We start from the raw sequence: 24,666 nt of genomic DNA on the forward strand, positions 1-24,666 counted from the left end.
ACTGGAGCCATGACGAAGCATACCCCACCCTTTTCCCCTGAGGTTCGCGAGCGGGCAGTCCGGCTGGCCCGGGAGCATGAGAGCGAGCACGGTTCGCAATGGGCCGCGATCCAGTCAATCGCGGCCAAAATCGGTTGCTCTGGCGAGACGCTGCGCAAGTGGGTCCGCCAGGCCGAGCGCGACCGGGGCGTGCGGGCCGGACCGACGACGGATGAGCGCGAGCGGATCAAGGCTCTAGAGCGGGAGAACCGCGAGCTCCGGCAGGCCAACGAGATCCTCAGGAAGGCGAGCGCGTATTTTGCCCAGGCGGAGCTCGACCGCCGGTTCCGGTCATGATCGCCTTCATCGACGATCATCGTGCGCTCTACGGGGTCGAGCCGATCTGCAAGGTTCTGCCGATCGCCCCGTCGACGTACCACGCCCATGCCGCGCGACGAGCCGATCCCGGGAGGCTGCCGGCTCGAGCTAAGCGGGACGCGGCCCTCATGGTCGAGATCCGGCGCGTGTACGAGGCGAACTTCCGGGTCTACGGCGTGCGCAAGGTCTGGCGGCAGCTCGCCCGCGAAGGGATCGTTGTGGCGCGCTGCAGGGTGGCCCGGCTGATGCGAACGATGGGCTTGGCTGGCGTCGTCCGGGGGCGGAGGGTTCGCACCACCGTTCCCGATCCGGCGGCGGCCTGCCCGCTCGACCGGGTCAATCGGCAGTTCAGGGCCGAATGCCCGAACCGGCTATGGGTGGCGGATTTTACCTACATCGCCACCTGGGCCGGCTTCGTCTATGCGGCCTTCGTGATCGACGTCTTCGCCCGCCGGATCGTGGGCTGGCGTGTGTCGCGCTCGGCCCGGGCCGACTTCGTGCTCGATGCCTTGGAGCAGGCCCTGCACGAGCGCCGCCCCTTCGCCGGCAGCGGCCTCGTCTGTCACTCGGATCGCGGATCGCAATATGTGAGCATCCGCTACACCGAGCGCCTGGCCGAGGCGGGCGTCGAACCCTCCGTCGGCAGTGTTGGCGACTCGTACGATAACGCTCTCGCCGAGACGGTGATCGGCCTGTTCAAGGCGGAGGTCATCCATCGACGCGGGCCGTGGCGCTCGTTCGAGGCGGTCGAGTTTGCCACGCTCGAATGGGTGGACTGGTTCAACCACCGTCGGCTGCTCGAACCGATCGGCCACATCCCTCCCGCCGAGGCGGAGGCACGCTATTATGCCCAGGCCGAGGTCCAAGCCTTGGCCGCCTGAGCCAAACCAAACGGCCTCCGGAAAACCCGGCGCGATTCACATCGCCGTGGGAGATGGCGTAATCGGTCTTGAGTCGCGCAAGCTCACCAGACCGATCCAACGATCCGGAAGGGCTGCTACCATGCTCCACTATGTTGGCCTCGATGTCTCCCTCGACCAAACCAGCCTGTGCATGCTCGACGCGGCCGGCCGGATCGTGCGCGAGACCAAAATCGACACCGGTCCCGACGTGATTGCCGCCTACCTCGGGCAAACCGCTCTGACCGTCGAGCGGGTTGGCCTGGAGGCGGGACCGCTCTCGCAGTGGCTGCACGCCGGCCTCGTCGCTCACGGGCTGCCGACGATATGCGTCGAGACCCGCCACACCAAGGCGGCGCTGGGCGCCATGCCGGTCAAGACCGACCGCGGGGACGCACGCGGCATAGCGCAGCTGATGCGTACCGGCTGGTTCAAGGCGGTACACGTCAAGACGCAACAAGCGCAGGAGTGGCGCCTGCTCCTCACCCAGCGTCGCCTGCTCGTCAACAAGCTGATCGACGTCGAGGCCGAGATCCGCGGCACGCTACGCGGCTTCGGGCTGAAGATCGGGCGCGTAGGGCGCGCCGGGTTTGCGGTGCGCGTGCGCGAGTTGCTCGCTGACCGGCCAAGCCTCCTGCGGGTCGTCGAACCCGTTCTGCTCGTGCAGGCCGCGCTGCTGGCGCAGCGTGAGGCCCTGCATCGGATGGTCTTACAGACGGTCCGCGAGGAGGAGGTCTGCCGGCGGATGATGACGGTGCCTGGCGTCGGCCCGATCACGGCGCTGGCCTTCCGCGCAACGGTCGATCAGGCCGAGCGCTTCACCCGCTCGCGCGACGTGGGCGCCCACTTCGGTTTGACGCCACGCCGCTACCAGTCCGGCGAGACGGATCGTTCGGGAACGATCACCAAAACCGGCGACGCGCTCACGCGTCACGCACTGTACGAGGCTGCCACCAGCATGCTGGTACACGCCACGAAACCCTCGTCCTTGCGCCACTGGGCTCTGGCAATCGCCAAGCGCCGCGGGCTGGAGAAGGCGCGCGTCGCCCTCGCGCGCCGCTTGGCGGTCGTGCTCCACCGGATGTGGCGCGACGGCAGCGTGTTCCACCCGCAGGGACGACCTGCCATGGCCTGATCCGGCTGCCGACGAGATCCGCGCGCGTCGCGGAATGGTGTCCCCGTGGGGACGAGGGTTAGGCGAGGACGGACCCGTTCCTGTGCCCGGCATCTGCGGATGCCAAGGCCGCGTAAGGGAGATTGGTCCCGCCGCCCTTCAGCACCCCATCCTGAGGCGGTTGCATACCGACCTCGAAGAGAAGCATGAGATCCACGGGGGATCACCGCGTCCATTGACATGCGCTATATCGATTAGAGAAGAACGGGTACTGTGAGAGCTTCAACGGCAAGCTGCGCGACGAGTGCCTACGCCAAGAGATCTTCTACTCGCTGAAGGAGGCACAGATCGTGATTGGTCTATGGCAATCCACCTACAACCGCGTCCGACCGCACTCGTCGCTTGGCTATCGGCCAGCCGCGCCTGTCAGCTTCCCAGATCTGGCCTTCCGGCTACCCATCGCCGCTACTATGCAGTAGCCTCCCACTCGGCTCGGTCCAAAATACCGGTCAGGTCATGGCCAAGGCGCAGTTCGCCGTCATCTTCGGCGAGCGCTTCACCCGGGCCATGGCGGCCTGATGTTCAACCCGCCGCCCGCACACGGAATTCCTGACAGTCCCTCTCGGATCGCTACACCGCCCAGCAGGGCCATGCCGCCGAGCACCAGACCTGCCTGGCGCATGGCCCGCGACGTCGCCTACGCCGTCGAGGCCAGCGACGATCCCGTCCCCTGGCGCCTGCAACTCTGGTTGCAGAGCGTGTTTGCCCTGGCCGAGCGCGTCACCGACTTGGCTGCCTCGACGCTCTCGGCCAAGCGCCGCAGCCTGGATCGGCAACTCGGCGCCATCCTGGCCACGCCGAGCTGCTGTGACCTGACCCGCGAGCTCTAGGCCAAGATCAGCCGCGCGCGATCAGCTCCTGGTCTTCCTCGCCTATCCCGGCCAGGTCGAGCCGACGAACAACGGCTCCGAGCGGCTGCTTCGTTCGGCCGTCGTGCAGCGGAAGGTGACCAACGGCTACCGCGCCCTGTGGGCGGCTGAGGGCAAGGCCGCCATCCGCACCGTCGTTGACACCGCCCGCCTCACAGGCAGCAGCCCCTTCAGCACCGTCCTCAAAACCATCGGTGCCTGAACCCTGCCATCACAGGCATGGGTAATTACAGATCGACAGCTACGCATCGAAGTAAATAGACAGTCAAGCCGGCTCTGACCCACCGCAGAGCAGCGGCGCAGGGTGCGCCGGGCCGCCACCGCTCGCCTGACTCAGCCGGATCCCTCGACCGCGCCGGTCACAGTTCTGCCGTCTGCCGGCTGATGCCTAGCCCGTCGGGACGTCGGCCTCGCAGGAGAACGGATGAAGGCCGATCTGCCAGAGCGCTGCGGCGGGCCACGGAGAGACGGCTATGGACGCGGCCGGTCCGGCTCGGCGCAACCGTGGTCAGAACACCCGCACCTTGTCGAGGTGAAGGAACGCGCGTTCAGCCAGTTGCAGGCGCACGTAACGGGCTCGCTCCCCCGCGAGCCGGACCTGCAGCGGACGCCCGTCCGCGCCACCAAACGTGCGACCAGCCTGGTCATGTACGCAGCGCCAGGTCTCGCCATCGTCCGACAAGAGCACCTGTAGCGTCCGCGAGCGCTCCCGGGCGCAGTCCATGCGGTTGAAAACCCGTACCTCGTTCAAGGCGTGCACCGCCTCGAGATCCACCTGCCACCACGGCGCGTCCTCAATGTCCGTGTGGAACCCGGGTCGCCCAGTCAGCGGACCGTCCACACCGCCCTGAGGTCCGTTCGCCGCATCGAAGTAGGACCACTCACACAGACTGCTCTGGACCGCTGGCTTGCCCTCACTCAGCACCCCATCGTAGTCGGGCATGCTTACAGCTCCCGGCTTCGGTCGGCAGTAGAACGCCTCACCGTGGCCCGCACCGTCGAGGCGCAACCAGCGCAGGCGCAAATCGAAGCCTCTAAGGAAGCCCGTGACCTCCTCCAACGTACAGCCGCCCTCGTAGAGCGGGGCCTCGCTGACTTCGACATACACCCCGTCCAACGCCGGCAGGGTCCGCGTCGCCCCCTGTAGCACCCGCAGGTCGGAGCCTTGCGCATCGATCACCAAGAGGTTGGGCACCCGTCCCAAGCTGTGCTCGGCGACAATCCGATCGACCGTGGTCGTCACCATCCGCTGCGCACTGGTGTAGACGATGTCCGGGTGGTGCTCGGCATGCGCGCCAAGGGCCAGGAGACTTGAGGACTGGCCGCCGTTGCTGGCCACATTGAACAGAACCTCTTCACCCTCGCGCTCGGCACAGACCGCCTGGATCGCTCGGTGAAACGGCATGCCGGCAAGGTTGGCCTTCAAGGCAGCGAAGGCTCCGTCGACCGGCTCGACATAGAGGCACGGGCTGGCGCCGTTGGCCTCGTAATCGTGTCGTTCCTGGCCCTCGTTGGCCCCGACATGGAGAATGCACTCCACCCAGTGGCCCGCGAGATTCATTTGTTCCAACGCATCCAGCATGGATCACCCGCTACGGCAATTCGGAAATCGGCGAGGCTCGCCCCCCGGCCCTGTGCGCCGTCGATAGGCATCGGACAGGGTTCGTCACACCGCGGAACGATCGGGGGCTCGCACGCGTGACGCCTCGGGAGGTGTCGCGGCAATGCGGCGAGGACAAGGCCGTCTGCGACGAAGGGGCCGTGCGGGGCGCTCGGCGAGAGGGCGGCCGTTCAGATCAAGTCGTTGCGCCACGTCACGCGGTTGCGGAGCACCTTGGCAGGAATGCCCCCCACGAGAACGTTGGCGGCGACCTCGCCGCTCACGAGGGAATTGGCGGCCACGATCGAGCCGTCCCCGATCGTGGTGCCCTTCAGAAGCGTCGACTTGGTCCCGAGCCAGACACGGTGACCGACCTGGATCGGGCGGGGTGGGTTGACCCGCTCGCCGGTATCCACGTCAACAATCGAGTGCATGTCGCTGACCGTGAAGCTCACCCCGCCCGCGATTAGGCAATTGTGGCCGATGGTGACGTCACGGGCCTCGTGGGCGGCAATCGAGGCGTCGCCCACAAAGGCGGTGTGCTCGCCGACGATCAGCTTCGAGGCGGCCAGCAGGTAAACATGGAGAGTCTCGAGTCGGACGTGGTCGCCGACGTGGATCGTGCCGTGCGATCGGCACAGGATCGACATGCCGTTGCAGTGCGACCCGTGCCCGATCACCACGTGGTTGTGGTGCCCCTCGAAGGTGATCGTTCCGTCGTAGGTCTCCAGGAACCCGGAAGGCGCGTCGACCTGATTGTTCGCACCGCGGTCGTCAATCCTGACAGGCATATCTTTCAGCTACCCCGATCTGGAAGCCGCTCCGGGCTCGAGCGCGCAAGGCCCGATCGAGACCCTACTCGGCAACCTGTACGGCCACATCGGCCTGCGACAGCCTGTTCAGGATGGTTGCGTAGCCCGGCAGCGCTTGGAACGCGTCGCGCGCCGACGGGCTTCCGAAGATGACGGCGAACGCGTGCGTGAAGCCTTCCGCCCGCGCGCGCAGATCGACATCTGGACCGCAGGCGAACGAGGCGACCTCACCGACGCGGTCGCACAGCGCGATGAGCGATTGGAGAGTGGCATCGCGCTCCCGTTGCGTCGCCTCGGCGCCAAAACGAAGCAGGAGGGTGTGGCGGATCATCGGGCGATCCCGGTTTGATCCTGTTCGCCTCTCATGTCTCGTCCCTCACCACCGCGGCACGCAGATCCACCCCGCACCGGATCGCGCAAAGGCCGGAGATGACCCTCCTGAACATCCGGCAATCTTAGCTCAGCACTAGCGGCAGCGCCATCGGTCCCGACGGGACACAGCTGGCACCGCGGATCCGAAGCGCGGCGAGTCAGTGACGCCAGCAAACCCCAGAGCGCAGGAGCCGGGCGGGATTGCCGACGATCAAACTGTTGGGTGCGAAGCCGCTGGTGACGATCGAGCCGGCTCCGACGACCGAGTCGTGGCCGACACTCGCTCCCTTCAGGATCATCGCCCGAGCTCCCACCCAGACGTGCTCCCCGACACGGATATCGCTCGCATGGTTGATGCGCTCGCCCGTGGCGACGTCGAACACCGGGTGGAAGTCCGAGGCGCTGAACACCGTATCTCCCGCGATCAGACAGCGCGAACCGATGCTGATCTGAGCACCTTCATGCGTGCTGAGGCTTACAGCACCCGCGAACCCGACCTCGCGCCCGATGTCGATCCGCGCGCCCTCACCGAACGCGTTGAGGCTCAACCGTCCAATCACACAGTCCGGGCCGATCGTGACCGAGGCATGCGAGCCGATGGCCAGAGAAAAATCGCCGCTGGTCACCGGCCCGTCGATCTCGACGCGCGCGCCCTCACCGGTGAACAGGATGCTGCCGGTGGAATAGCGCCGAAATTTCTCCGACAACACGATGTTGTTGGCGCTGAGGTTTCCGCGAATCTCGACCGTCATGCCCGCTCGTTAAAGGTGCGCAGAGTACGCCGACGCCCGTTTAGAACCCCGCCGGCCCACACTGCAATGGATGAGACGGCTGCCTGGAGAGCCTCAGCCGGCGAACGATCACCCCAGGAGAAACTCGCAGCCTTTCAGCTGGCTCGCCATCCGAGCACCGGGATGCGCCACAGTCGCGAGAGTATGCCTTCGTCACGGTACCGCCACCTTCCCAGAGCCAACAACGCGAGCTTTCTGAGCAATGGGACGCTGGATGACCTTCCTGCACGATCTGCCGATCGCCGACCTGATCGCGCATTATGGCTACCTCGCCATCTTCGCCATCGTCACGCTGGAGAGCGCCGGGCTGCCGCTGCCCGGTGAGACTGTTCTGCTGACCGCGGCTGCCTATGCCGGCAGCACCGGCAACATGAACATCGCCGTCGTGGTAGCGATCGCCGCCGCTGCCGCGATCCTAGGCGACAATGCCGGCTACTGGGTGGGCCGGCGATGGGGCCTGCCCCTCCTCCTGCGCAAGGGGCATCTGATCGGGCTCGACCATGGCCGGCTCAAACTCGGCCAGTACCTGTTCTGCCGGCATGGCGGAAAGATCGTGTTCTTCGGCCGCTTCACCGCGATGCTGCGCGCCTACGCGGCCGTGCTCGCCGGCGTGAACAAGCTCGATGCCCGCCGCTTCATGGCCTTCAACGCCTTCGGTGGTATAGCCTGGGCCTCGATCATGGGTTTTGGTGCCTACCTATGCGGGCGCTCGATCGAGAACATCATGGGGCCGGTCGGGCTGAGCCTGCTCGCCTTCGTCCTCATCGGCGCTATGGCATTGTGGCTGTTCATGCGCCGGCACGAAGCACGCCTCATGGTCGCCGCCGAGGCCGCGATCCCGGGTCCGCTTGTCGGGCGTCCGGACCAACACACCTCGACGCTAGAGCCGTGCCCTGGCGGGTTGAATCGGTTGGGGTAGGCGATCTGGCTGGCGTGTGATTCACTGGATGGGCGAGAATGGAGGATCGCCATGCCTTCAGCCCTGTCGGTCGATCTGCGCGAGCGTGTGGTCGCCGCGATTGAAGCGGGCGCCTCGCGGCGTCAGGCGGCCCAACGCTTCGGTGTCGGGGCGGCCAGCGCAGTCCGTTGGCACGAGCGCTTCCGACAGGACGGGCAGATCGCGCCCAAGCCCATGGGCGGCGACCGCAACTCGCAGCGTCTGGAAGCGCAGGCCGCCCTGATCCTTCGGCTCAACGAAGAACACCCGCTCTCCTTCCTGCGGGAGCTGCGCGATAGGCTCTCGGAACGCGGCGTCCGGGCCAGCACGAGCAGCCTGTCACGCTTCTTCGCCCGGCATGGGATCACCCGTAAAAAGGGGCTGTCCACGCGGCCGAGCAGGAGCGGTCGGATGTGAGGGCCGCGCGCGAGGACTGGTTCGATCGCCAACCCGACCTCGATCCGGATCGCCTGGTTTTCCTCGACGAGACGGCCGCCACGACGAAGATGGTCCGCCGTTATGGCCGTGCTCCCTGCGGTCAGCGCTGCCGGATCGCCGTGCCCCACGGACACTACAAGACCACCACCATCACCGCCGCCCTGCGCGCCACGGGACTGATCGCTAGGAGCGTCTTCGATGGAGCCACGAATGGAATGCGCTTCCGCGCCTACGTCACCGACATCCTGGCTCCGGTGCTGAGGCCCGGTGACACCGTCGTCCTCGACAATCTGAACGCCCACAAGGTCGCCGGGGTGCGCAAGGCCATCGAGGCGGTCGGCGCACGAGTTCTCTACCTTCCGCCCTACAGTCCCGACTTCAACCCGATCGAGCAGGTCTTTGCCAAGGTCAAAGCCCTCCTCCGAACGGCTGCGGCACGGACCGCCGCCGACCTCATCACCGCCATCGAGAACGCGTTCGCCGCCGTCCGACCGGATGAATGCCGAAACTACCTCACCGCTGCCGGATACGATGCCTATGAGCCAACCTGAAAGGGTACGGCTCTAGCAACTAGCCAAGCAGAGAGCTGGAGTTCGACGGCGGACCGAAACAGTCCGACCCAGCAAGCCTTCCAAATCCAGACGGAAACGCTCCTCAGGCAGCGCGAGGCCGAGCCGGCTCAGACCGATCCCGAGGCGAAAGGTGCACGCGCGGCAGCCTTGCCCTGGTGGTTCAAGCTTCCAGTCCTTCTTCTCCTCGCAGCCATCGGCATGACCCTGGCCTCGTGGCACGAAGGCGTGATCGGCGGCCTGTACGGGCGCTTGGCCAGCCACATCGGCACGATCGGATTAGGCCTTCTCCTATCCGTTCCCGCAGCCCTTCTGATCTGGATCGGTTGGCGTCTGCGGCAGCAGCCGCCGACGTCCGACACCGACTCGGAGGCCAGCGGTTCGCTCGAAATGCCCGCGTGAGCGCAGCGCCGCGTTCTGAGGGTGCCGTCAAGCGCTCAACGCGCGGCGTCCACGGACGCGACGGCCAAGTCGGTGACCTGACCGCAGCATCAGCGCAATCGACCGGCCGCCCTCCCGGCTCAGCCTCGCGCCTCGGCGAAACACATCCGTCTCACTCGGCGGAGCTTGCGTCCGCATCCTCGTCCGACTGGGCCTCGTCCGATTCACGCTCAGTCGCGGCATCGTCGTGAGCGGTGGCGTCGACGGCGACGTAAAAGTCGCCTCGGCGCACCGCCTCACCACCCGTGACCATCATGCTCAGATACGTATTCAACGTGTTGGGGGCGACGTCGGGCAGGCGACGCTCGATCTCCGCGTGCGACAACCCCTGCGGTCCGGTTCCGTCCAGAAGCGCCTTCAATCGACCTTTCGCGGAATTTGCCCGGGGACCACGGCTGCCGCGCCCGGTGGCCCGTCGGGAGCGGGTCTGCATCTCATCCGCAGGGATGAGCTTGGGAAATGCGCTGCTCTCCTCAACATCGGTCCCCTCGACGATCACCGCGAGTGATCGCTCGGCCGTTCGAAGCTTGTTCAACTCGCCGGTGATGCGCTCGTAGTCAGCCTCAAGATCCGCCCGCCGTTTCCGCACATCGGCCAGGGCCTTCGCCAGCGTGTCGTCTCCGACCATCGACTCGTTCTCAAAAGCGTCACCGGAGAGATGCTTGGGCCATAAGCCGTTCGGAACGTCAATCGACTCGCTTGGTCGCCAGCTCCGATCGACAGAGACGCTCGATGTGGAGCCGTCGACTGACCGGGCGATATGGAGACGAGCGAGCGCTGGTCGGCTCTGTCCGAAGTTCGCGAAGGCGTCGCGGTCCGACCAGACACCGGCGCATTCAAGCGCGGAACCGCGCGTTTCGCTATCGTTGCCGCGATCTACGGTGCGGGACCGGACCGGCGGGTTGATCCGTCCCATATCGCAGCCGACCTTTCGCGCGGATCCTACGCCGTCTCAAACCGGCTTCGGTCGAGACGAGAGCCGAGGCTTGGAGGATGAAGCGGACGGTAATTGCCTTAGCCAACCCCGTTCCTAGCTGACGGCGTTCAGCCTGGACGCGCAAAGCCGCCGGGTCGGGTCGGCCTGGCAACACAAACGCACTTTTGCCCATGTTTGCGCCGATGCCTCGATCGAACCGAGGTTTGGTCCCATGAACGTCTCTACGCCGGCCACTGAGCGCCGGAGCCCACTCGAATCGTATCTGCATGTCCTACATGCGCTTATCCTGCGCGATATGCGCACCCGATTCGGCGCATCCATCTGGGGCTACGGCGTCGTGGTGCTGTGGCCGTGCGTCCACATCTTCATGCTGATCGCGATCTACACATTCCAAAAGCTACCGGCGCCACTCGGCGACGACAGAGCGATGTTTTTCGCGACCGGCGCTGTTCCTGTTCTCGTATTTCAGTATATTTCTCGCGAAGTCATGAAGTCTGTTATCATGAATCGCCCGTTGACGTACTATCCTCAGGTCAAACTGTTTGACCTGATATTCTCACGCATCCTCGTCGAGATCGTGACCGGCTTCCTAGCGCTGCTCGTTGTCAGCTCAGTTCTTGTGGCGATAGGAGTGAATCCGATTCCTTCGAACCCCCTTACTGCCGTCGGCGGCTATATAGCCGCGATCATTCTCGGCATTGGGGTTGGGACGATTAACGTTGCAATCATCGGATTTTTTCCGGGCTGGATGATCGGATACGCGCTATTCAGCATCATATTGTATGTATCCAGCGGCGTGATGTTTATGCCGAGCTATCTTCCCGAAAAAGCGTACTACTGGATGAAATTCAATCCCGCACTACAAACGGCGGAATGGGTGAGATCTGCATACTACCCGTATGCAGGGCTTCAAATAGACTATTTATATGTGATCATGTTCGGATTAACTTCCACCACCATCGGCCTATTTTTGCTCAAACACGTCGTAATCAAAATGCAAGGCTGAGGAATTGCGAAACTGACGAACCGCATGCGTTGACGGCTTCAGCGCGCTCGTCAACGGGCATCACAGCTCCTGGACAAGCCCTCATCTTGCCAAGAGGCGGGATGAGGCCGCTTGGAAATTGCGGGAGAAATTAGCCCGGATGTGACAGATACTCGCCGCTACCCGATGCCGCTTGCGACGGAATTCGGCTTGACAGCCTGGTCAATTCGTCAGTCGGCACAGGGAACGATCGCACATTGGGCCGAGGCGCCTATCGCATCCGCCACCTCCGCCTGGAGGCGGTCCGCCATCATCTGGCGCCCCTCCGAGGTCACGTGGACGATGTCGGCGAACAGGGGACGGGTCTCGGCCTCGAACAGCCGGCTCAGATCCCGCGCCGCGAAGGCGGGCTCGGCCGTCTCCATCCGCCCCAGGACGCTCTCGAAGCGCTCGGACTGGCGGTCGAGATAGGCGAGGAACGCGCCCGACGCGACGCCGGCCTCGGCGCCCGCGTGCGTCGTCTTGCGGACGATTGTCGGCTGCAGGAGAAACCGCACCGGCGCGCCGATCCCGGGCGCGAGCCGCGCGAGGCGCTTCAGCGCCAGCTCGAACTGCCGCACCACCTCCCATTCCCAGATGTCGGACTGCCAGTTCGTGAGCGCGCGCAGATTCTCGAGGCGGCTGAAGATCATCGCCTGCAGGCCATCATACGACAGGGCCTCCGCGTCCCCGTCAGACTTCTTAGGATCGAAGAAATAGTCGTACAGACTCTCGTTCGCGAAGTGGTTGTAAGGGACGCCCGCCCGCGGATCGAAGCTCCAGGGCTGGAAGATGTCGGTCGCGCCGCCGACGATCAGGATGACGTCGGGCTGCAGGTCCATCAGCCGCGTCGTGACCAGGGCAATCATCTGATTCAGGCAGGCCGAGACTGCGCCGAAATTGTAGACCCGCGCGCCCGGCCCGTGCGCTTGCTTCAGCCCGGTCTCCAGCCGCCCAGGCACGGTGTCGGCGAAGACCTGACCGTCGATCAGCGTGCTGTCGCCGACGACGAAGACCCGCAGCGTCTCGGAGGGCGGCCGCGCGTCCGCGTGCGCGTCGTTGCGATACCCGAGCGCGTCGTAGCGCCAGCCCTGACCGGACGCCTCCGTCAGTGGCTTGCCGGCGAAATGCGCGTAGGGCGCGGGAAACCGGTTGTTCGCGTCGAAGTTCTGGAAGCTCTGCAGGAACTTCCGCCGTCGCGCGTCCGCGCTGTCGTCGGGCGGCCGGTGGGCCATGGTCTATCTCCTCCCCGGGCGGGGGCCCGGTGGCTGTGTGATGGTCGGTGGACCGAGCGGCGGGACGGCGGGCCCGCTCAGCTCCGCAGAGTCGCGTGGTTCTCCAGGAACCAACAGTAGGTCTGGCGCAGGCCGTCCTCGAGGGCGATCTCCGGCCGCCAGCCCATCGCCCGCAACCGCGACACGTCCATCAGCTTGCGCGGCGTGCCGTCGGGCTTGGTGGCGTCGAACGCAAGCTCGCCCTCGTAGCCGGTCACACGCGCGAGCGCCTCGGCGAGCTGACGGATGGTGCAATCCTCACCCCTCCCGACGTTGATGTGCGACAGGTCGGGGCGCGTGTTCGCGGCGTAGACCGCGTCGTCCATCTCCATCACGTAGACGCTGGCCCGCGCCATGTCGTCGACGTGCAGGAACTCGCGCATCGCCCGGCCGGTGCCCCAGACCGTGACCTTCGCCAGACCCTCCCGCTTCGCCTCGTGGAAGCGGCGCATCAGCGCCGGCAGCACGTGGGCGTTCTCGGGATGGAAGTTGTCGTTCGGGCCGTAGAGGTTCGTCGGCATGACGCTGCGATAGCGGCGCCCATACTGGCGGTTGTAGCTCTCGCACATCTTGATCCCCGCGATCTTGGCGATCGCGTAGGGCTCGTTGGTCGGCTCGAGCAGCCCGGTCAGCAGGGCGTCCTCGCGCATCGGCTGGGGCGCGTGCTTCGGGTAGATGCAGGACGAGCCCAGGAACAGCAGCCGGTCGACGCCGTGCGTGTGCGCGGCGTCGATCAGGTTCGACTGGATCAGCAGGTTCTCGTGGATGAACTCGGCCGGGTAGGTGTTGTTGGCGTGGATGCCGCCGACGCGCGCGGCGGCGAGGTAGACCTGGTCGATGCGGTTCTCGGCGAAGAAGCGCCGGACCGCGGCCTGATCGAGGAGGTCGAGGGTCCGGCGGTCGGCCGTGAGGATCCGCTCATGGCCGAGCTCGCGCAGCCGACGCACGATCGCCGAGCCCACCATGCCCCGATGGCCCGCCACAAAAATGGTCTGACCTCGACCGTCCATCGATCCACCTTCTCCGCGGCAAGCTCGGCTCGAAAATGCCGTTCAGGATCAACCGCCTGCGGCAAGGCGACATCCACTTCGTCAGAACGTGCCTCAGCGTTTCAGCACACGGCCCAGCACGCGGGCGAGACCGTTCGTGGGCTGGGTTGCTGACTGCGCCTGCGCCACAGATGCCAACGATCGCGCTTGAACTGTAGCAGCAGCATCCTTCTCGATGAGAAACATGCCCCAACCGATATAGCTACGATCGCGCAGCTCCGAGATCGGGACCGATGTTCGCGGATCATCGCTGAGATGCGGCGTCAGGAATATCTGCCGGGCGGGCCGAAAGGTCTCGATCCCGTCGATGTAGCCCTGCACGTCGGCAAGCTCCATGCCGACTTCCATGATACCGTAAGTATCCATCACGTTGACCGACACCTCGTCCGTCTCATGCTGCCCACCTGGCTCAAGGAGCACGATCCGGCCCGGATCCTTGAGGGCGCGCTCGTAGCGTCGCATAGCGGCCGGCCGGTCCGGTATGTGATGGAACGCGTCGAAGCACAGTACGGCGTCGAAGACCCCCGCGCGGAACGGCAGATTCTCCGAGTCGCCGACCACAAGGTGGGGCTGATTGTTCGGGCCCATCCGTCGACGTCCGACATCGGGGTAGACGCGCGAAATGTCGATACCGACGGCATCGATGCCGAGATTCATCAGCCACTCAGTCGTCCAGCCATACCCGCATCCCGAGTCGAGCACCCGATGGCCGTGTTGCAATTGTAGGAACGGCAGGCAGTTGCCGAAGCCTCGGATGAGATCGGCCGGATGATTGTAGATGTTAGGATTGAATGGCGACAGCAACCCCGGCGCTAGAAAGTTCGCCTTGTCCTCGACCTTGTCGAGCAATCCGATCTCGGACGTTTTGTGGTTGTCCCCGCGACGACCACTGGCGTCGACACCGGCAACCGCCTGACGCAAAGCGACGACGAGCTCTGCAGGGATGCGCGGAGCGATGACCTGATCGAGAAAATCGTGGTGGCTCTGCCAGTCGCGCAGGGACGGAGGCAGTAGCTCCGGGATCGTGTCGACGATCGGGTACCACATGCCCGTATCGGTGGCGACGAGGAGCCCGTCGATGACGATTGTCTGACGGCTCCGCTCCGGGTCATCCGGGGCGGTCTCATGCCGCGCCAAAAAGGAGGTGTAGAATGCCCCCGACTCTCCTTCCAACGCCGGCCCAACCGCCGCGCCCAGGCGGCTCACGCGGCTCCCCGGCTTGCCATACGGTCCGAGGAAAGGAACTTCCGCCTCAGTTGCGCCGACGAGAACGAACGGGGCACCCGTGTCAGGTGATGCGAGCAAATCGAGGAGGCTGTAGCGCATCGCACTTCCAGTCAGAGTGGCTGAGGCGCGACGTTTATCCCTCCTAACCGGTTTAAGCCAACCTCGATACGCCGTCGCTCTCTGAGCGAGACGCCGTCCGCGCCTGATATTGAGGCGAACTCGTGGCCCTTCCCTCCTGTCGTGGGATCCGAGCGTGATGAAAGGGGATCACAGTCGCAGGGAGTTCGCGCGGCCGGCCAATCATACCGCAAAGCCTTGGCTGGGGCGGCCAAGCCGAGCGTCATCGAGCACGATGCGGCTAGCACCTATACCAGCTTGGCTCCTCCGAGATTGGGCGTTGTGATGGCGTACGATTCGCGGCATCAGTAGGAGGAGCCGGTCATCGCCAACTCGATGGAAATTCCGTGAGCAGTCTGAAATTCGGGACGAGCGGCTTGCGCGGTCTCGTAACCGACCTCGTCGGCAGCCCGAGCTACGCCTATGCCAGCGCGTTCTTCCGATCCGTCGCCCCGCGCGAAGGCGGCCGCATGGTCGTCATCGGGCGAGATCTGCGCGACAGCAGCCCCGGCATCGCCGCGACGGTGGCGGACGCCGCGGCAGGCGCCGGCTTCACGGCGATCGATTGCGGCCCGCTGCCAACCCCGGCCCTCGCCCTCGAGGCGATGCGGCGCGGTGCCTATGCGGTCATGGTCACGGGCAGCCACATCCCCGAGGATCGCAACGGCCTGAAATTCTACCGGCCCGAGGGTGAGATCACCAAGACCGACGAGGCCGCTATCCTGGCCGCCCTGGAGGAGGGCGCGTCCGGCGAGGGCCAGTCCGCGACGCCCGCCACGCCTGAACCCGACGCGATCGCGCGCTATCAGCAGCGCTACGCTGCCGCCTTCGCGCCGGACATCCTGCAAGGCCTGCGGATCGCGGTCTATCAGCAGAGTTCGGTGGCCCGCGACCTGATGGCCGACCTGCTCGCCGGCTTCGGCGCGCAGGTGACGCCGATCGGCCGGTCGCAGGTTTTCGTGCCGATCGATACGGAGGCCCATCGCCCGGAGGACATCGCCTTCATCCGCGACGTCATGGGACCGGGCTCCTTCGACGCGCTCGTGACCACGGACGGCGACGCCGACCGGCCGCTGGTGGCCGACGGCGCGGGCCGGATCCTGCGGGGCGACGTGCTCGGGCTCATCACCGCCCGCTTCCTCGGTGCCGATACGGTGGTGGTGCCGGTCACGGCCGGCTCGGCGCTCGAGCATTCCGGCGGCTTCCGGAAAGTTGTTCGTACGAAGGTGGGATCGCCGTTCGTCATCGCCGGCATGGAGCAGGCGACGTCTGCCGGGGCGCGGATCGTCGCCGGCTTCGAGGCGAATGGCGGCTTCCTGCTCGGATCGGACGTCACGCTCCACGGTAGGACTTTAGCCGCCCTTCCGACGCGCGACGCGATGCTGCCGATCCTCGCCACATTGGCAGCGGCGCGCGCGACCGGCACCGCCCTCGCAGATCTCGTGGCGTCCCTGGATGCGGGAGAGATGGCGAGCGACCGCCTGCCCAACACCCCGTCCGACACCAGCACCGCCTTCCTCGAGCGCCTCCAGGATGCGGACTACCGCGCCGCCTTCCTCGGCCCGATCGGGTCGTCCAACTCGATCGATCAGCAGGACGGGATCCGGATCGAACTGAACGGCGGGCGCACGATCCATTTCCGGGCTTCGGGAAATGCGCCCGAGCTGCGCTGTTATGCGGAGGCCAAGACGGCACAGGAGGCGCAGGACCTCGTCCGATGGGGACTTGCCTCCGCCGCGACCGCGATGTCGGCAAACGCCTGAACCCTCACGAAGCCTCGGAGCGATGCCCGAACAACGCAAGAAGCCGGGGCTCTCTTCAAGGCGCGCTGACGAATTTCGCCCCTTGGCGCGACCGCTCGGGGAAGGCCAACGGACGGGCTTCGCGCGACATGCCCGATGGCCACACGCCGCCTGCTACCGGTCGGCGTACCCCGCCGCGACGGGCCTGCGCAGGCCCGCTTCGAGATCGATGTGCGGCTGCGTCGAGTGCGCAGGTGCCGGTCGTCACGTTCCTGCGCCGGGTCTGGTTGCAGAACTTCCGCCTCAACGAACGTGACGATGACGCACTGTACGCAGACGATCGGGTCCGGTGGCGCGCCGAGACCGACGGCGATCCGGCCGCACACACGATGATCGCCTCGCCCTACGACCTGGACGTCCATAACGCGAAGAAGTGCATCACCTGAATCGATCACGAGGTCCACATCACGGAGCGGTACCACGACGGCGGCCGCCGGTGATCGCCCACAGAGCGTCGATCCCGGCCCGGTCTCGAATCGCGCGGTGCTCGGCCGGCGGCACATCGCGCTCGCGGCGGAGGACCTGCTCCAAGCGCGCGACCTCGTCGACTTCGCCTCCATCGACGCTGAAGGCCTCGCGTCGACCATGGCTTATCACGGTGGCGACCTCATCGGGCCAATGCCGGGGAACAACCAATTGGAGGCGTGCACCGAGGGAGCATCCGCGCTCGAAGATTTCCAGCTCGATCGGTATCGCTAGGTCGCTGTCGACCCGGCCGGCCAAAGCAGCCGGATCCGGCGTTCCGACTGCAATTTCGGACCTAAGGTGGTGCACGCCCGGTTGGCGATGAGGACCACAATGCCTGCATCCGGCAGTGGCGCTGCACGCGCTCGGAGCGCAGCCTGGGGACACCGCGCTCGTGAGAGGAACATGGGGCACACGGCGGCACGGGCGCGCGACGGTCAGCCAGCTGTCGCACTGCCGACCGGGGAAGGCAAGTCGGCTTCGAGGGCACGTGTCGCGCGGGATGCGGGCGATGTGGCTGCGCGGAAGTCGCCATCTCGCCTTGGCCAATTCGGCACGGCTGAGATTTGACTACAGCACTTGGTGACGACCGCTCTTATCAACCTCAATCGCCTCGCTGCGCCTGGATCGACGACACGCCCGCCGCCAGAACCCCGCGCTCCGCCTTCACGCGCCTTATGGCTTGGCCGACAGGCGCGTAGGCGTTAACCGGCAGGATCGAAAACGGGGCGTTCCCGATCCGGGCACGCCCCGCCTGCGTCAGAAGTGCGAAAGGACCCCAGTTTGCCGTGTCGCTCGACAACGGCTTACGTTGGGTTCGTGCCAGTGCTGGCGAGCCTGCATCGAGTCGCTACGGGGTTGGGGTTGGCGGAGGGAGGTCCCTTTTTGCATTCTGGACGAGGCTCGCTCGATCAGTGAATGACACGTAGCGTAAGCGTATAAGATCTTTGGCTCCCTCTGGAGCTCGGGTGTGGACCGGCTTCCAGCCCCTTGCTGCGGAACGAGGCGCATAATGTTGAAAGGCCGTCTCGTCGGTCGCGTGGCCGAGCAGTGCCGCGACCTCGGTTCGGGTCTTAGCAGCCTTCAGGCGTGCCGCCGCGACGTGCCGACAGGTGTAGGGAGTGACAGGCCTCCTGATCAAACCGGGGATCCCCGTCGCTATGCAGGCAGCCCGGAGAGCCCTGCGAATTCCGGCATGCACCCGGCGCCAGTCACCATCGGCCGTGGCCCGTGCCAACGCTGCGATGAACTCGCCGAGCCCTTGGATGTAGCCCTCGGAATACGCGTCCAGCTCGATCGTCCGAGTCGATCCGTTCGCGCGGCCATTGGAATTTTTGCCGTTCTGGACGACCAAGCTGGTGCCAATGATCTGAGCCGTTGGCCATTCGCTTGGACGCAGCCCGAGAAGCGACGTGTAGGAGAGGTAGGGCCGCGCGAGGAACGCGTACCGGTGGCGTAGGCCTAAGAGGGCCGCGTCAACCGCGTTGAATTCGGTCGCGGTCAGGGACTTCCGCTTGCCCGCGCTTGTGCGCCGAGGCGTCTTGATGGCCCGTGGGGCGGCGAGACGGCCGGTTTCGGGGTCCACCACTTCAGCCAGGAGATCAAGAGCTGTGTCTATGAGCTTCGATCTGGCCGGCTTCGATATGCCGAGGTAGACGAGGCATTCCCGGATTGAGGCTCGATAAGTCCGGATCGTGGACCGGGACCAGCGATCCTTTTCGCCCAGGAACCACTCGGCGAACTGAATCGGCGTGAGCGGATCGATCCCGGTCTCTCGGGTCGCCATTTCCAGGAGAAGGGTACCTCGCTTAAAATAGGCTTTGACGGTCGCCGGCGCTCGTGTCCGGTCTCGATTGGCTGGATCCACCACTGACCACCCCTGTTACATGCGCCGAGAGCCCTCTCCGCCGGCCGCATTCACAGCGTGCTCACCAACCACGAAAATCGCCATCGCACTCCGGCCTACCCGCCCAGTCTTCTGGTCCGAGTCCAAAGGCGGCAAGCGCCACGGCCTCGTACGCGTATCGCCGATGTGGGCGGCAGAACGTGTGTCCCTCGTCCGCGCAGATGAAAGCCGCGCGCGCCTCGCAGCCGCGCTCACTGCATCGGGCATACCACCCGGAATTTGGCAAGCGATCGATCAGGTCTTGGACATGGGTACGTTGAAGGTCGCGTGTCCACTCTGAAAAGGGCACAGACGCCTCGGGACGCCGGTTACCGTCCCGCGAGGGTTTACGCCGTCCGGCAACCTTGACGGCCGCTGGCTCCGTCACTGCGATATCCTCAAGTTTGCGATTTAGAGCCTCGCATGAGGAGGGTTTCAGATCGGGGTCCGCACCGACACTCGGTTCTAGGCCTATAGCCGCATGCGGTAGCGACAGCCGCATTTCCGATAGGGTCGGATCAAGGGTTCGAATGTCTTGGACGACCTTGCCGGCCGCTGGCGCCGTTATTGCAGCCTCCTCGAGTTCGCCATTCAGCGGCTCGCATGAGGCAGGTTCCGGATCGGTATCCGCACCGACACTCGGTTCTAGGCCTATAGCCGCATGCGGTAGCGACAGCCGCATTTCGGATAGGGTTGGATCAAGGGTTCGAATGTCTTGGACGACCTTGCCGGCCGCTGGCGCCGTTATTGCGCCCCCGTCGAGTTCGCCATTCAGCGGCTCGCATGAGGCAGGTTCCGGATCGGTATCCGCACCGACTCTCGGTGCTAGGCCTATAGCGGCATGCGGTAGCGATAGCCGCTCTTTGGTGAGGCTCGGTTCAAGAATTGGAATGTCCTGGACGATATTGATTGTCGCTGGCGCCGTCATTGCGACCTCCTCGAGTTCGCAATTCAGCGACTCGCATGAGGTATGCTCCGGATCGGTGTCTGCACCGACAATCGGTGCTGGGTCCATAGTGACACGCGGTGTCGATAGCTGGTCTGTGGCGAGGACAGGAAAAAGGGTTCGAATGTCCTGTCCGCGGCTCGTACGCCACGTCCAATCGATGTGACCGCGCGACCGCAGCTGCAATATCGCATTCTTGACGGTGTTCTCCGCCACCCCCAGTTCGGCGGCGATTTCCGCATCCGTCGCCCGGCAACCCGCTCGGCCAAACTCAGAGCGATCCGCTAGGGCCCAGGCCACAAAGCGGGCGGCGCGCCGTATCTCCCGGTCCCATCGGACATTGGCCGACCAAGCTCGTACTGAATCCGCTACCGTCATGGCTATGCTCGCTCGCCTGCAGGTCTCGGAAGGCTAGCAACGAACGTCGCAAGAGCGATGGCTGCACCGAATGTCGGTGCGCTTGCTACGGAGCGCTCGGGCGGGCACCAATCTCGCGCGACATCCGGAACCGCTCCCTCGCGTTGCCTTATGGTGGGATGTAGCTTCGAGGAAGCCTACGCGATCACCGGCCGGAGCCTGGAGGATCAAACTGCCAGACTCGTCTCGTTGTAGAGGGCACTCCTGCCCGTCGGCACATAGCTCGAACGCACGGCGAAGTGGACTTGCTCCAGCCAAGCAAGTCCAGTCCCGAATGCGGCTTGTCAGTGCTCGGCGTACTCCGCCGCGACGAGCCTGCGCAGGCCCGCCTCGAGATCGATGCGCGGCTGCCAGCCGACCCGGCCCAGGAACCGCGTCGAGTCGAGCATCTTGTAGGCCGCACCCTGGAACGAGCCGGGCGGGCTCACGAGGGGGACGGACCAGTCGAGGGCGACCAGGGCCGCCCGCGCTACTGCCTCGACGGTGATGGGGGTGTTGGCGCCGCAGTTGAGGATCTCGTTCTCGAACGCCCGGTCGGCCGCGAGGATCGCGTCGATCTGGTCGTCAACGTATAGCACCTCGCGGACGGTCTGCGGATTGCCCCAGACCTCGAAGGCCTGCGCGCCCGCTGCCTTCTCCCGCACGGCCCGGTCGAGGAGGGCGCCGACGAAGTGGCTGCGATCGGAGGCTGTGTTGTCGTGCGGACCGTACAGGGTCGCCAGCACGCAGTGCAGGAAGCTCAACCCGTATTGGTGCGCGTAGGCCGCCGAGCCCGTCGCCAGGACCTGCTTGGCGAGCCCGTAGCCGATCACGGAGGGATGGGTCGGTCCCTGTCCGAAGCGCGCCTCGGGGACGGGCTCGGCCGATTCCGGATAGGTGCAGGACGAGCCCGTGGAGACGAGCTTGGCCTGCGGCTGGTACAGGCGCCACGCCTCGAGGACGTTCAGGTGGATCCGGGCGTTGATCGCCAGGAGCTCGCCCTGGATGTCGTACTGAATTGCGCCGGTCCGCTGGCGGGTCACCACGTGGAAGATGCGGCCGGCCGGGGGGGCGTCGCGCAACGCCCGCTCGACATTGGCCCAGTCGGACAGGTCGCCCGCCGCGCGGCCGATCTCGACGACCTCGCGGCCCTCGGCCCGGAGCCGCGGCACGAGGTTGCGCCCGAGGAAGCCGTCCGCCCCGATGACGATGTCGCGCTCAGGCCCCGGCATGGCGGTACTCCTGGCGATACCACGCGATCGTCGGCCGCAGCCCTTCCGCGAGCCCCGTGAAGGTCGAGATCCCGAAGCGCTCGCGCAGCCGCTGGTTGGTCGAACGGCGGGCGAGGACGCCGTGGGTCGTCGTGTCGGAGGCGTGGACGGGCCGGTCCTCTCCCGCCACCTCCAGGATGGTGCGGGCGAGGTCGAGCAGGGTCGTGGTCTCGCCGCGGCAGAGGTTGAGCGCGTCGCTCGTCTCCCGGATCGCGAGCGACCGAGCGAACACGTCGACGACGTCGCCGACGTAGATGAAGTCGCGCTCGACCAGCGGGTTGCCCTTGATCGTGAAGCGCTCGCCCGGGGCCAGCGCGCGCATCACGAAGGCCGGCAGGACATGCGCCTTGCGCGGATCCGTCGAGTCGTGGGGGCCGTAGGGGTTGCTCAGGCGGAAGCTGATCGTGTGGATCCCGTAGCGCTCGGCGTGCAGGTCGGCGACCACCTCGGACCAGCGCTTCGACCACGCGTAGAAGGCCTCGTTCGGATTGGGCGGCGCGTTGAGGTCGACCGATTGCGCGTCGTCGAGGGGATCGCAGGCCGCCGGGTAGACCGCGACGCTCGAGGCCGCGCGCACCTCGCGGATGCCCTTCGTCAGGCAGAACCGGTAGAGGCGGTTGGCGATCTCCGCATTGCCGGTGAGCAGGTCGCTCTGCGCCGTCTCGAACTTGTCGGCGTCGTAGCGCTGCGCGGCGACGTTAACGACGATCGCGTCGGCGGGGACCGAGAGCGCCTCGAGGGCGTCGAAGCGCGCGGCCTCGGTCGCCCCCGGGACCGCCTGGCCGGAGGGGCTGACCGCGATCAGCCGCGGCACGCGGCCGGCGAGATGCGCGACGAGGTTGCGGCCGACGAACCCGGTCGCACCGACGACGACGACGGCCTCGGGCAAGGGGGCTGAGGGGAGGGCGGCCACGCTCAGGCTGCCGGCAGGTCGGCGGCGGTGATCACCTTGAGGTCCGGCACCGGAACGATGAAGGCGCCGCCGTTCTCGAGGTAGCGGCGCTCGCGCGCCAGGAACTCGTCGATGAAGTTCCAGGCGAGCACCAGATAGGCGTCGGGCGCGGGCACGCTGCCCTCCTCGACGATCGGGATGCGGGCGCCGGGGATCAGGCGGCCGAACTTCAGCGGATTTTTCTCGGCCGCATATTGAACCAGCCGCGGGCCGATGCCGAAGGCGTTGAGCAGCGTCGCGCCCTTGGCCGGGGCGCCGTAGGCGTGGACCGTCTTCCCCTCGGCGTTCATGCGCTCCAGCAGATCGAGCAGCGCCGCCTGCAGGCGCCGGACGTTCTCGGCGAAGCCGACATAGGTCTCGAATGTGCCATAGCCGCGGGCCTCCTCGTCGGCGCGCATGCGCTTGACCGCGTCGCTGACCGGGTGGGCGCCGGGGAAGCCGACATGCGCCTCGAGGGAGCCGCCGTGGACCGGGACGACGCTGACGTCGAAGACCTCTAGGCCGTGGCGCGCGAACAGCTGCTCCAGGGAGCGGAGCGTGTAATAGCACAGGTGCTCGTGGTAGATCTGATCGAAGGCGGTGTTCTCGATCATGCCGCCCAGGTAGATCGCCTGCACGACGAAGACGCCGTCCGGCTTGAGCAGCGTGACGATGCCCTTCACGACGCTGTGCAGCTCCTCAAGATGGAAGAAGACGCCGGCGGCGGTGATCAGGCTCGCCGGCCCGTCCTGCGCGCGGACGATCTCGGCGGTCTCTTCGTTGAAGAAGCGGTTCAGTGTCGGCACGCCCGCGGCGCGAGCCAGTTCCACGACGTTGGCGGCGGGCTCGACGCCGCAGCGGCGCAGGCCGAAGGGCTCGTACTGCCGCAGCCACGTGCCGTCGTTGCTGCCGATATCGACGACGAGGTCCTGCGGCCCGAGGCCGTACCGCTCCACGAGCCGGGCCGCCGTCTGGCGGAAATGCTCCACCAGCGTCTTCGTCGTGCCCGAGACGTAGGGGTAGTCGCTGAACATGCTCTCCTTCGGGATCGTGTGATCGATCTGGACGAGCGTGCAGTCGTGGCAGAAGCCGGCGCGCAGGGGGAAATGCGGCTCGCGCCGGTCGGCGAGGTCCGGCGGGATCAGGCGGTTGCAGTGCGGCTGATCGGTCAGGTCGAGGAACAGCTCGACATCGCGTCCATCGCAGACGCGGCATGCCATGGCGAGTTTCGTTCCCGTCATCGTACGACCTATGACATCCGCGGCGCGAGACTCTACGTGCCCGAGACGCTTACCGGCTGAGCTGGAGGGGCGCAACGATCGCTCCGGCCCGGATCGACGACAGGGCAGGACCACTGGATTCGACCCGATCCATACCGCCCGCACCCTCGCGCTGTTCAGCGCATCTCTGCCAAAAACACTACCAATATCTTCGATTTGGAAACAATCATGCCCGAAACCGCGTGGACGATACGCAAGTCGCACTACATCATGAAGGATCGATGGCTCGGACTCCGTGCCGACGACTGCGTGACACCGTCGGGCCACGTCCTCGATCCCTATTACGTGCTCGAGACCGCGGACATCGCCCTCGTGCTGGGCATCGACGCGGCCGATCACGTCATCCTCGTACGCCAATACCGGCACGCCTATGGGAGCCCGAGCCTGGAGCTTCCGGGCGGGGCCATCGACCCCGGCGACACGGATATCCTCGCGGCCGCCGAGCGCGAGATGCACGAGGAAACCGGCTACACCTTTGCCGATGCCGAACGCGTGGTCACCCTCAACGCGGATCCGGCCCGCTACGCCAACCGCATGCATCTCGTCCGCGCGCGCGTGATCGCGGCCGGGCCGGCGCGTCCGGATCCCGGCGAAGACATCGCGGTGATGCGCGTGCCGCGGGCCGAGGCTCTGCGGCTCGCCCAGTCGGGCTCCATCGTCGGAGCCGTGCATGCCGCCATGATCCTGATCGGTCTGTCCGGCCGCGGATGAGAGCCGTCACCGGATTGTGGATCGAGCGATCGAACCGCTGACAAGGCCCGCGCGTTCCGCCAATACGATTAATCGCAAGTTAAAGAGCGGAT

General features: G+C 65.9%; 21 protein-coding genes, 2 pseudogenes and 1 other annotated feature. Of the genes and pseudogenes, 12 read left to right on the forward strand and 11 right to left on the reverse strand.

Annotated elements, in window-relative coordinates:
- The first annotated feature begins 9 nt into the window (after nt 1–9).
- The 4 genes and pseudogenes from P9K36_RS07480 to P9K36_RS07495 all read left to right on the forward strand — a co-directional run.
- A protein-coding gene (locus P9K36_RS07480; protein ID WP_278306556.1) for an IS3 family transposase occupies nt 10–1,238 on the forward strand; the annotation gives its coding sequence in 2 pieces (ribosomal slippage) (nt 10–298 and nt 298–1,238; 1,230 coding nt in all).
- Nucleotides 291–407: a sequence feature (AL1L pseudoknot), on the forward strand. Its footprint overlaps the gene before it by 117 nt.
- A gap of 121 nt (nt 1,239–1,359) precedes the next feature.
- Nucleotides 1,360–2,391, forward strand: a complete 1,032-nt coding sequence (locus tag P9K36_RS07485) for an IS110 family transposase (RefSeq protein WP_278306807.1) — start codon at nt 1,360–1,362, stop codon at nt 2,389–2,391.
- Nucleotides 2,392–2,630: 239 nt separating this feature from the next.
- Nucleotides 2,631–2,849, forward strand: a pseudogene (locus tag P9K36_RS07490) (transposase); the annotation flags it as partial.
- 140 nt (nt 2,850–2,989) lie between these two features.
- Nucleotides 2,990–3,501, forward strand: a pseudogene (locus tag P9K36_RS07495) (transposase); the annotation flags it as partial.
- Between the two features lie 306 nt (nt 3,502–3,807).
- On the opposite strand, the gene P9K36_RS07500 reads toward P9K36_RS07495, so the two are convergent.
- The 4 genes from P9K36_RS07500 to P9K36_RS07515 all read right to left on the reverse strand — a co-directional run bounded on the left by P9K36_RS07500 (nt 3,808) and on the right by P9K36_RS07515 (nt 6,835).
- The gene (locus P9K36_RS07500; RefSeq protein WP_278306808.1) at nt 3,808–4,881 is read right to left on the reverse strand and encodes an FkbM family methyltransferase; all 1,074 of its coding nucleotides are present in this window, start codon (nt 4,879–4,881) and stop codon (nt 3,808–3,810) included.
- Between the two features lie 209 nt (nt 4,882–5,090).
- Complete coding sequence (locus P9K36_RS07505; RefSeq protein ID WP_278306809.1) at nt 5,091–5,690, reverse strand: acyltransferase; 600 nt, start codon at nt 5,688–5,690, stop codon at nt 5,091–5,093.
- A gap of 64 nt (nt 5,691–5,754) precedes the next feature.
- Entirely contained in the window at nt 5,755–6,042 is a 288-nt protein-coding gene (locus P9K36_RS07510; protein WP_278306810.1) for a Dabb family protein, read from the reverse strand.
- A 199-nt stretch (nt 6,043–6,241) separates the two neighbouring features.
- Nucleotides 6,242–6,835 (reverse strand): acyltransferase, encoded by a 594-nt coding sequence (locus tag P9K36_RS07515; protein WP_278306811.1) that lies wholly within the window; start codon nt 6,833–6,835, stop codon nt 6,242–6,244.
- Nucleotides 6,836–7,088: 253 nt separating this feature from the next.
- Here P9K36_RS07515 and P9K36_RS07520 point away from each other — a divergent pair, with 253 nt between their 5' ends.
- From P9K36_RS07520 to P9K36_RS07530, 3 genes are all read left to right on the forward strand, one after another.
- A complete protein-coding gene (locus P9K36_RS07520; protein ID WP_278306812.1) occupies nt 7,089–7,793 on the forward strand; it encodes a DedA family protein in 705 nt (234 codons plus the stop codon).
- A gap of 51 nt (nt 7,794–7,844) precedes the next feature.
- A protein-coding gene (locus tag P9K36_RS07525; RefSeq protein WP_278306793.1) for an IS630 family transposase occupies nt 7,845–8,800 on the forward strand; the annotation gives its coding sequence in 2 pieces (ribosomal slippage) (nt 7,845–8,196 and nt 8,196–8,800; 957 coding nt in all).
- A gap of 219 nt (nt 8,801–9,019) precedes the next feature.
- Nucleotides 9,020–9,220 carry a hypothetical protein gene (locus P9K36_RS07530; protein ID WP_278306813.1) on the forward strand — a complete coding sequence of 67 codons (201 nt, stop codon included), beginning with the start codon at nt 9,020–9,022 and terminating at the stop codon, nt 9,218–9,220.
- A 151-nt stretch (nt 9,221–9,371) separates the two neighbouring features.
- On the opposite strand, the gene P9K36_RS07535 is transcribed toward P9K36_RS07530, so the two are convergent.
- A complete protein-coding gene (locus P9K36_RS07535; RefSeq protein WP_278307266.1) occupies nt 9,372–9,887 on the reverse strand; it encodes a hypothetical protein in 516 nt (171 codons plus the stop codon).
- A gap of 520 nt (nt 9,888–10,407) precedes the next feature.
- Here P9K36_RS07535 and P9K36_RS07540 point away from each other — a divergent pair.
- Nucleotides 10,408–11,202 carry an ABC transporter permease gene (locus P9K36_RS07540; protein WP_278306814.1) on the forward strand — a complete coding sequence of 265 codons (795 nt, stop codon included), beginning with the start codon at nt 10,408–10,410 and terminating at the stop codon, nt 11,200–11,202.
- 209 nt (nt 11,203–11,411) lie between these two features.
- Here the strand turns inward: P9K36_RS07540 and P9K36_RS07545 are convergent, their stop codons facing one another.
- From P9K36_RS07545 to P9K36_RS07555, 3 genes are all read right to left on the reverse strand, one after another.
- A complete protein-coding gene (locus P9K36_RS07545) occupies nt 11,412–12,455 on the reverse strand; it encodes an SGNH/GDSL hydrolase family protein (protein ID WP_278306815.1) in 1,044 nt (347 codons plus the stop codon).
- 77 nt (nt 12,456–12,532) lie between these two features.
- Nucleotides 12,533–13,504 (reverse strand): GDP-L-fucose synthase, encoded by a 972-nt coding sequence (locus P9K36_RS07550; protein WP_278306816.1) that lies wholly within the window; start codon nt 13,502–13,504, stop codon nt 12,533–12,535.
- A 93-nt stretch (nt 13,505–13,597) separates the two neighbouring features.
- The gene (locus tag P9K36_RS07555) at nt 13,598–14,869 is read right to left on the reverse strand and encodes a methyltransferase domain-containing protein (RefSeq protein ID WP_278306817.1); all 1,272 of its coding nucleotides are present in this window, start codon (nt 14,867–14,869) and stop codon (nt 13,598–13,600) included.
- A gap of 365 nt (nt 14,870–15,234) precedes the next feature.
- On the opposite strand from P9K36_RS07555, the gene P9K36_RS07560 reads away from it, so the two are divergent.
- From P9K36_RS07560 to P9K36_RS07570, 3 genes are all read left to right on the forward strand, one after another.
- Nucleotides 15,235–16,650 carry a phosphomannomutase gene (locus tag P9K36_RS07560; RefSeq protein ID WP_278306818.1) on the forward strand — a complete coding sequence of 472 codons (1,416 nt, stop codon included), beginning with the start codon at nt 15,235–15,237 and terminating at the stop codon, nt 16,648–16,650.
- Nucleotides 16,651–16,883: 233 nt separating this feature from the next.
- Complete coding sequence (locus P9K36_RS07565; protein ID WP_278306819.1) at nt 16,884–17,075, forward strand: hypothetical protein; 192 nt, start codon at nt 16,884–16,886, stop codon at nt 17,073–17,075.
- Nucleotides 17,076–17,172: 97 nt separating this feature from the next.
- Entirely contained in the window at nt 17,173–17,388 is a 216-nt protein-coding gene (locus P9K36_RS07570; RefSeq protein WP_278306820.1) for a hypothetical protein, read from the forward strand.
- Between the two features lie 3,298 nt (nt 17,389–20,686).
- Here the strand turns inward: P9K36_RS07570 and P9K36_RS07575 are convergent.
- From P9K36_RS07575 to P9K36_RS07585, 3 genes are read right to left on the reverse strand one after another with little or no spacing between them, the layout of a single operon-like run.
- The gene (locus tag P9K36_RS07575) at nt 20,687–21,613 is read right to left on the reverse strand and encodes an NAD-dependent epimerase/dehydratase family protein (RefSeq protein ID WP_278306821.1); all 927 of its coding nucleotides are present in this window, start codon (nt 21,611–21,613) and stop codon (nt 20,687–20,689) included.
- A complete protein-coding gene (locus tag P9K36_RS07580) occupies nt 21,600–22,565 on the reverse strand; it encodes an NAD(P)-dependent oxidoreductase (RefSeq protein ID WP_278306822.1) in 966 nt (321 codons plus the stop codon). Before P9K36_RS07580 ends, P9K36_RS07575 begins: the two co-directional genes overlap by 14 nt.
- A gap of 2 nt (nt 22,566–22,567) precedes the next feature.
- Nucleotides 22,568–23,824 carry a class I SAM-dependent methyltransferase gene (locus P9K36_RS07585; RefSeq protein WP_236952883.1) on the reverse strand — a complete coding sequence of 419 codons (1,257 nt, stop codon included), beginning with the start codon at nt 23,822–23,824 and terminating at the stop codon, nt 22,568–22,570.
- 207 nt (nt 23,825–24,031) lie between these two features.
- Between P9K36_RS07585 and P9K36_RS07590 the strand changes: the two genes are divergently transcribed.
- Nucleotides 24,032–24,574, forward strand: coding sequence for an NUDIX hydrolase (locus tag P9K36_RS07590; protein WP_278306823.1), 543 nt, complete (start codon nt 24,032–24,034; stop codon nt 24,572–24,574).
- Nucleotides 24,575–24,666 lie beyond the last annotated feature (92 nt).

This window comes from Methylobacterium sp. 391_Methyba4, from assembly GCF_029691625.1.
GTDB lineage: Bacteria > Pseudomonadota > Alphaproteobacteria > Rhizobiales > Beijerinckiaceae > Methylobacterium > Methylobacterium fujisawaense.

What these genes read in the sequence shown, in the direction of transcription:
- P9K36_RS07500 (WP_278306808.1), bottom strand. Translation starts at nt 4,881, where the DNA reads ATGCTGGATGCGTTGGAACAAATGAATCTCGCGGGCCACTGGGTGGAG.
- P9K36_RS07585 (WP_236952883.1), bottom strand. Translation starts at nt 23,824, where the DNA reads ATGACGGGAACGAAACTCGCCATGGCATGCCGCGTCTGCGATGGACGC.
- P9K36_RS07520 (WP_278306812.1), top strand. Translation starts at nt 7,089, where the DNA reads ATGACCTTCCTGCACGATCTGCCGATCGCCGACCTGATCGCGCATTAT.
- P9K36_RS07510 (WP_278306810.1), bottom strand. Translation starts at nt 6,042, where the DNA reads ATGATCCGCCACACCCTCCTGCTTCGTTTTGGCGCCGAGGCGACGCAA.
- P9K36_RS07590 (WP_278306823.1), top strand. Translation starts at nt 24,032, where the DNA reads ATGCCCGAAACCGCGTGGACGATACGCAAGTCGCACTACATCATGAAG.
- P9K36_RS07575 (WP_278306821.1), bottom strand. Translation starts at nt 21,613, where the DNA reads ATGCCGGGGCCTGAGCGCGACATCGTCATCGGGGCGGACGGCTTCCTC.
- P9K36_RS07515 (WP_278306811.1), bottom strand. Translation starts at nt 6,835, where the DNA reads ATGACGGTCGAGATTCGCGGAAACCTCAGCGCCAACAACATCGTGTTG.
- P9K36_RS07540 (WP_278306814.1), top strand. Translation starts at nt 10,408, where the DNA reads ATGAACGTCTCTACGCCGGCCACTGAGCGCCGGAGCCCACTCGAATCG.
- P9K36_RS07545 (WP_278306815.1), bottom strand. Translation starts at nt 12,455, where the DNA reads ATGGCCCACCGGCCGCCCGACGACAGCGCGGACGCGCGACGGCGGAAG.
- P9K36_RS07505 (WP_278306809.1), bottom strand. Translation starts at nt 5,690, where the DNA reads ATGCCTGTCAGGATTGACGACCGCGGTGCGAACAATCAGGTCGACGCG.
- P9K36_RS07555 (WP_278306817.1), bottom strand. Translation starts at nt 14,869, where the DNA reads ATGCGCTACAGCCTCCTCGATTTGCTCGCATCACCTGACACGGGTGCC.
- P9K36_RS07530 (WP_278306813.1), top strand. Translation starts at nt 9,020, where the DNA reads ATGACCCTGGCCTCGTGGCACGAAGGCGTGATCGGCGGCCTGTACGGG.
- P9K36_RS07535 (WP_278307266.1), bottom strand. Translation starts at nt 9,887, where the DNA reads ATGGTCGGAGACGACACGCTGGCGAAGGCCCTGGCCGATGTGCGGAAA.
- P9K36_RS07485 (WP_278306807.1), top strand. Translation starts at nt 1,360, where the DNA reads ATGCTCCACTATGTTGGCCTCGATGTCTCCCTCGACCAAACCAGCCTG.
- P9K36_RS07550 (WP_278306816.1), bottom strand. Translation starts at nt 13,504, where the DNA reads ATGGACGGTCGAGGTCAGACCATTTTTGTGGCGGGCCATCGGGGCATG.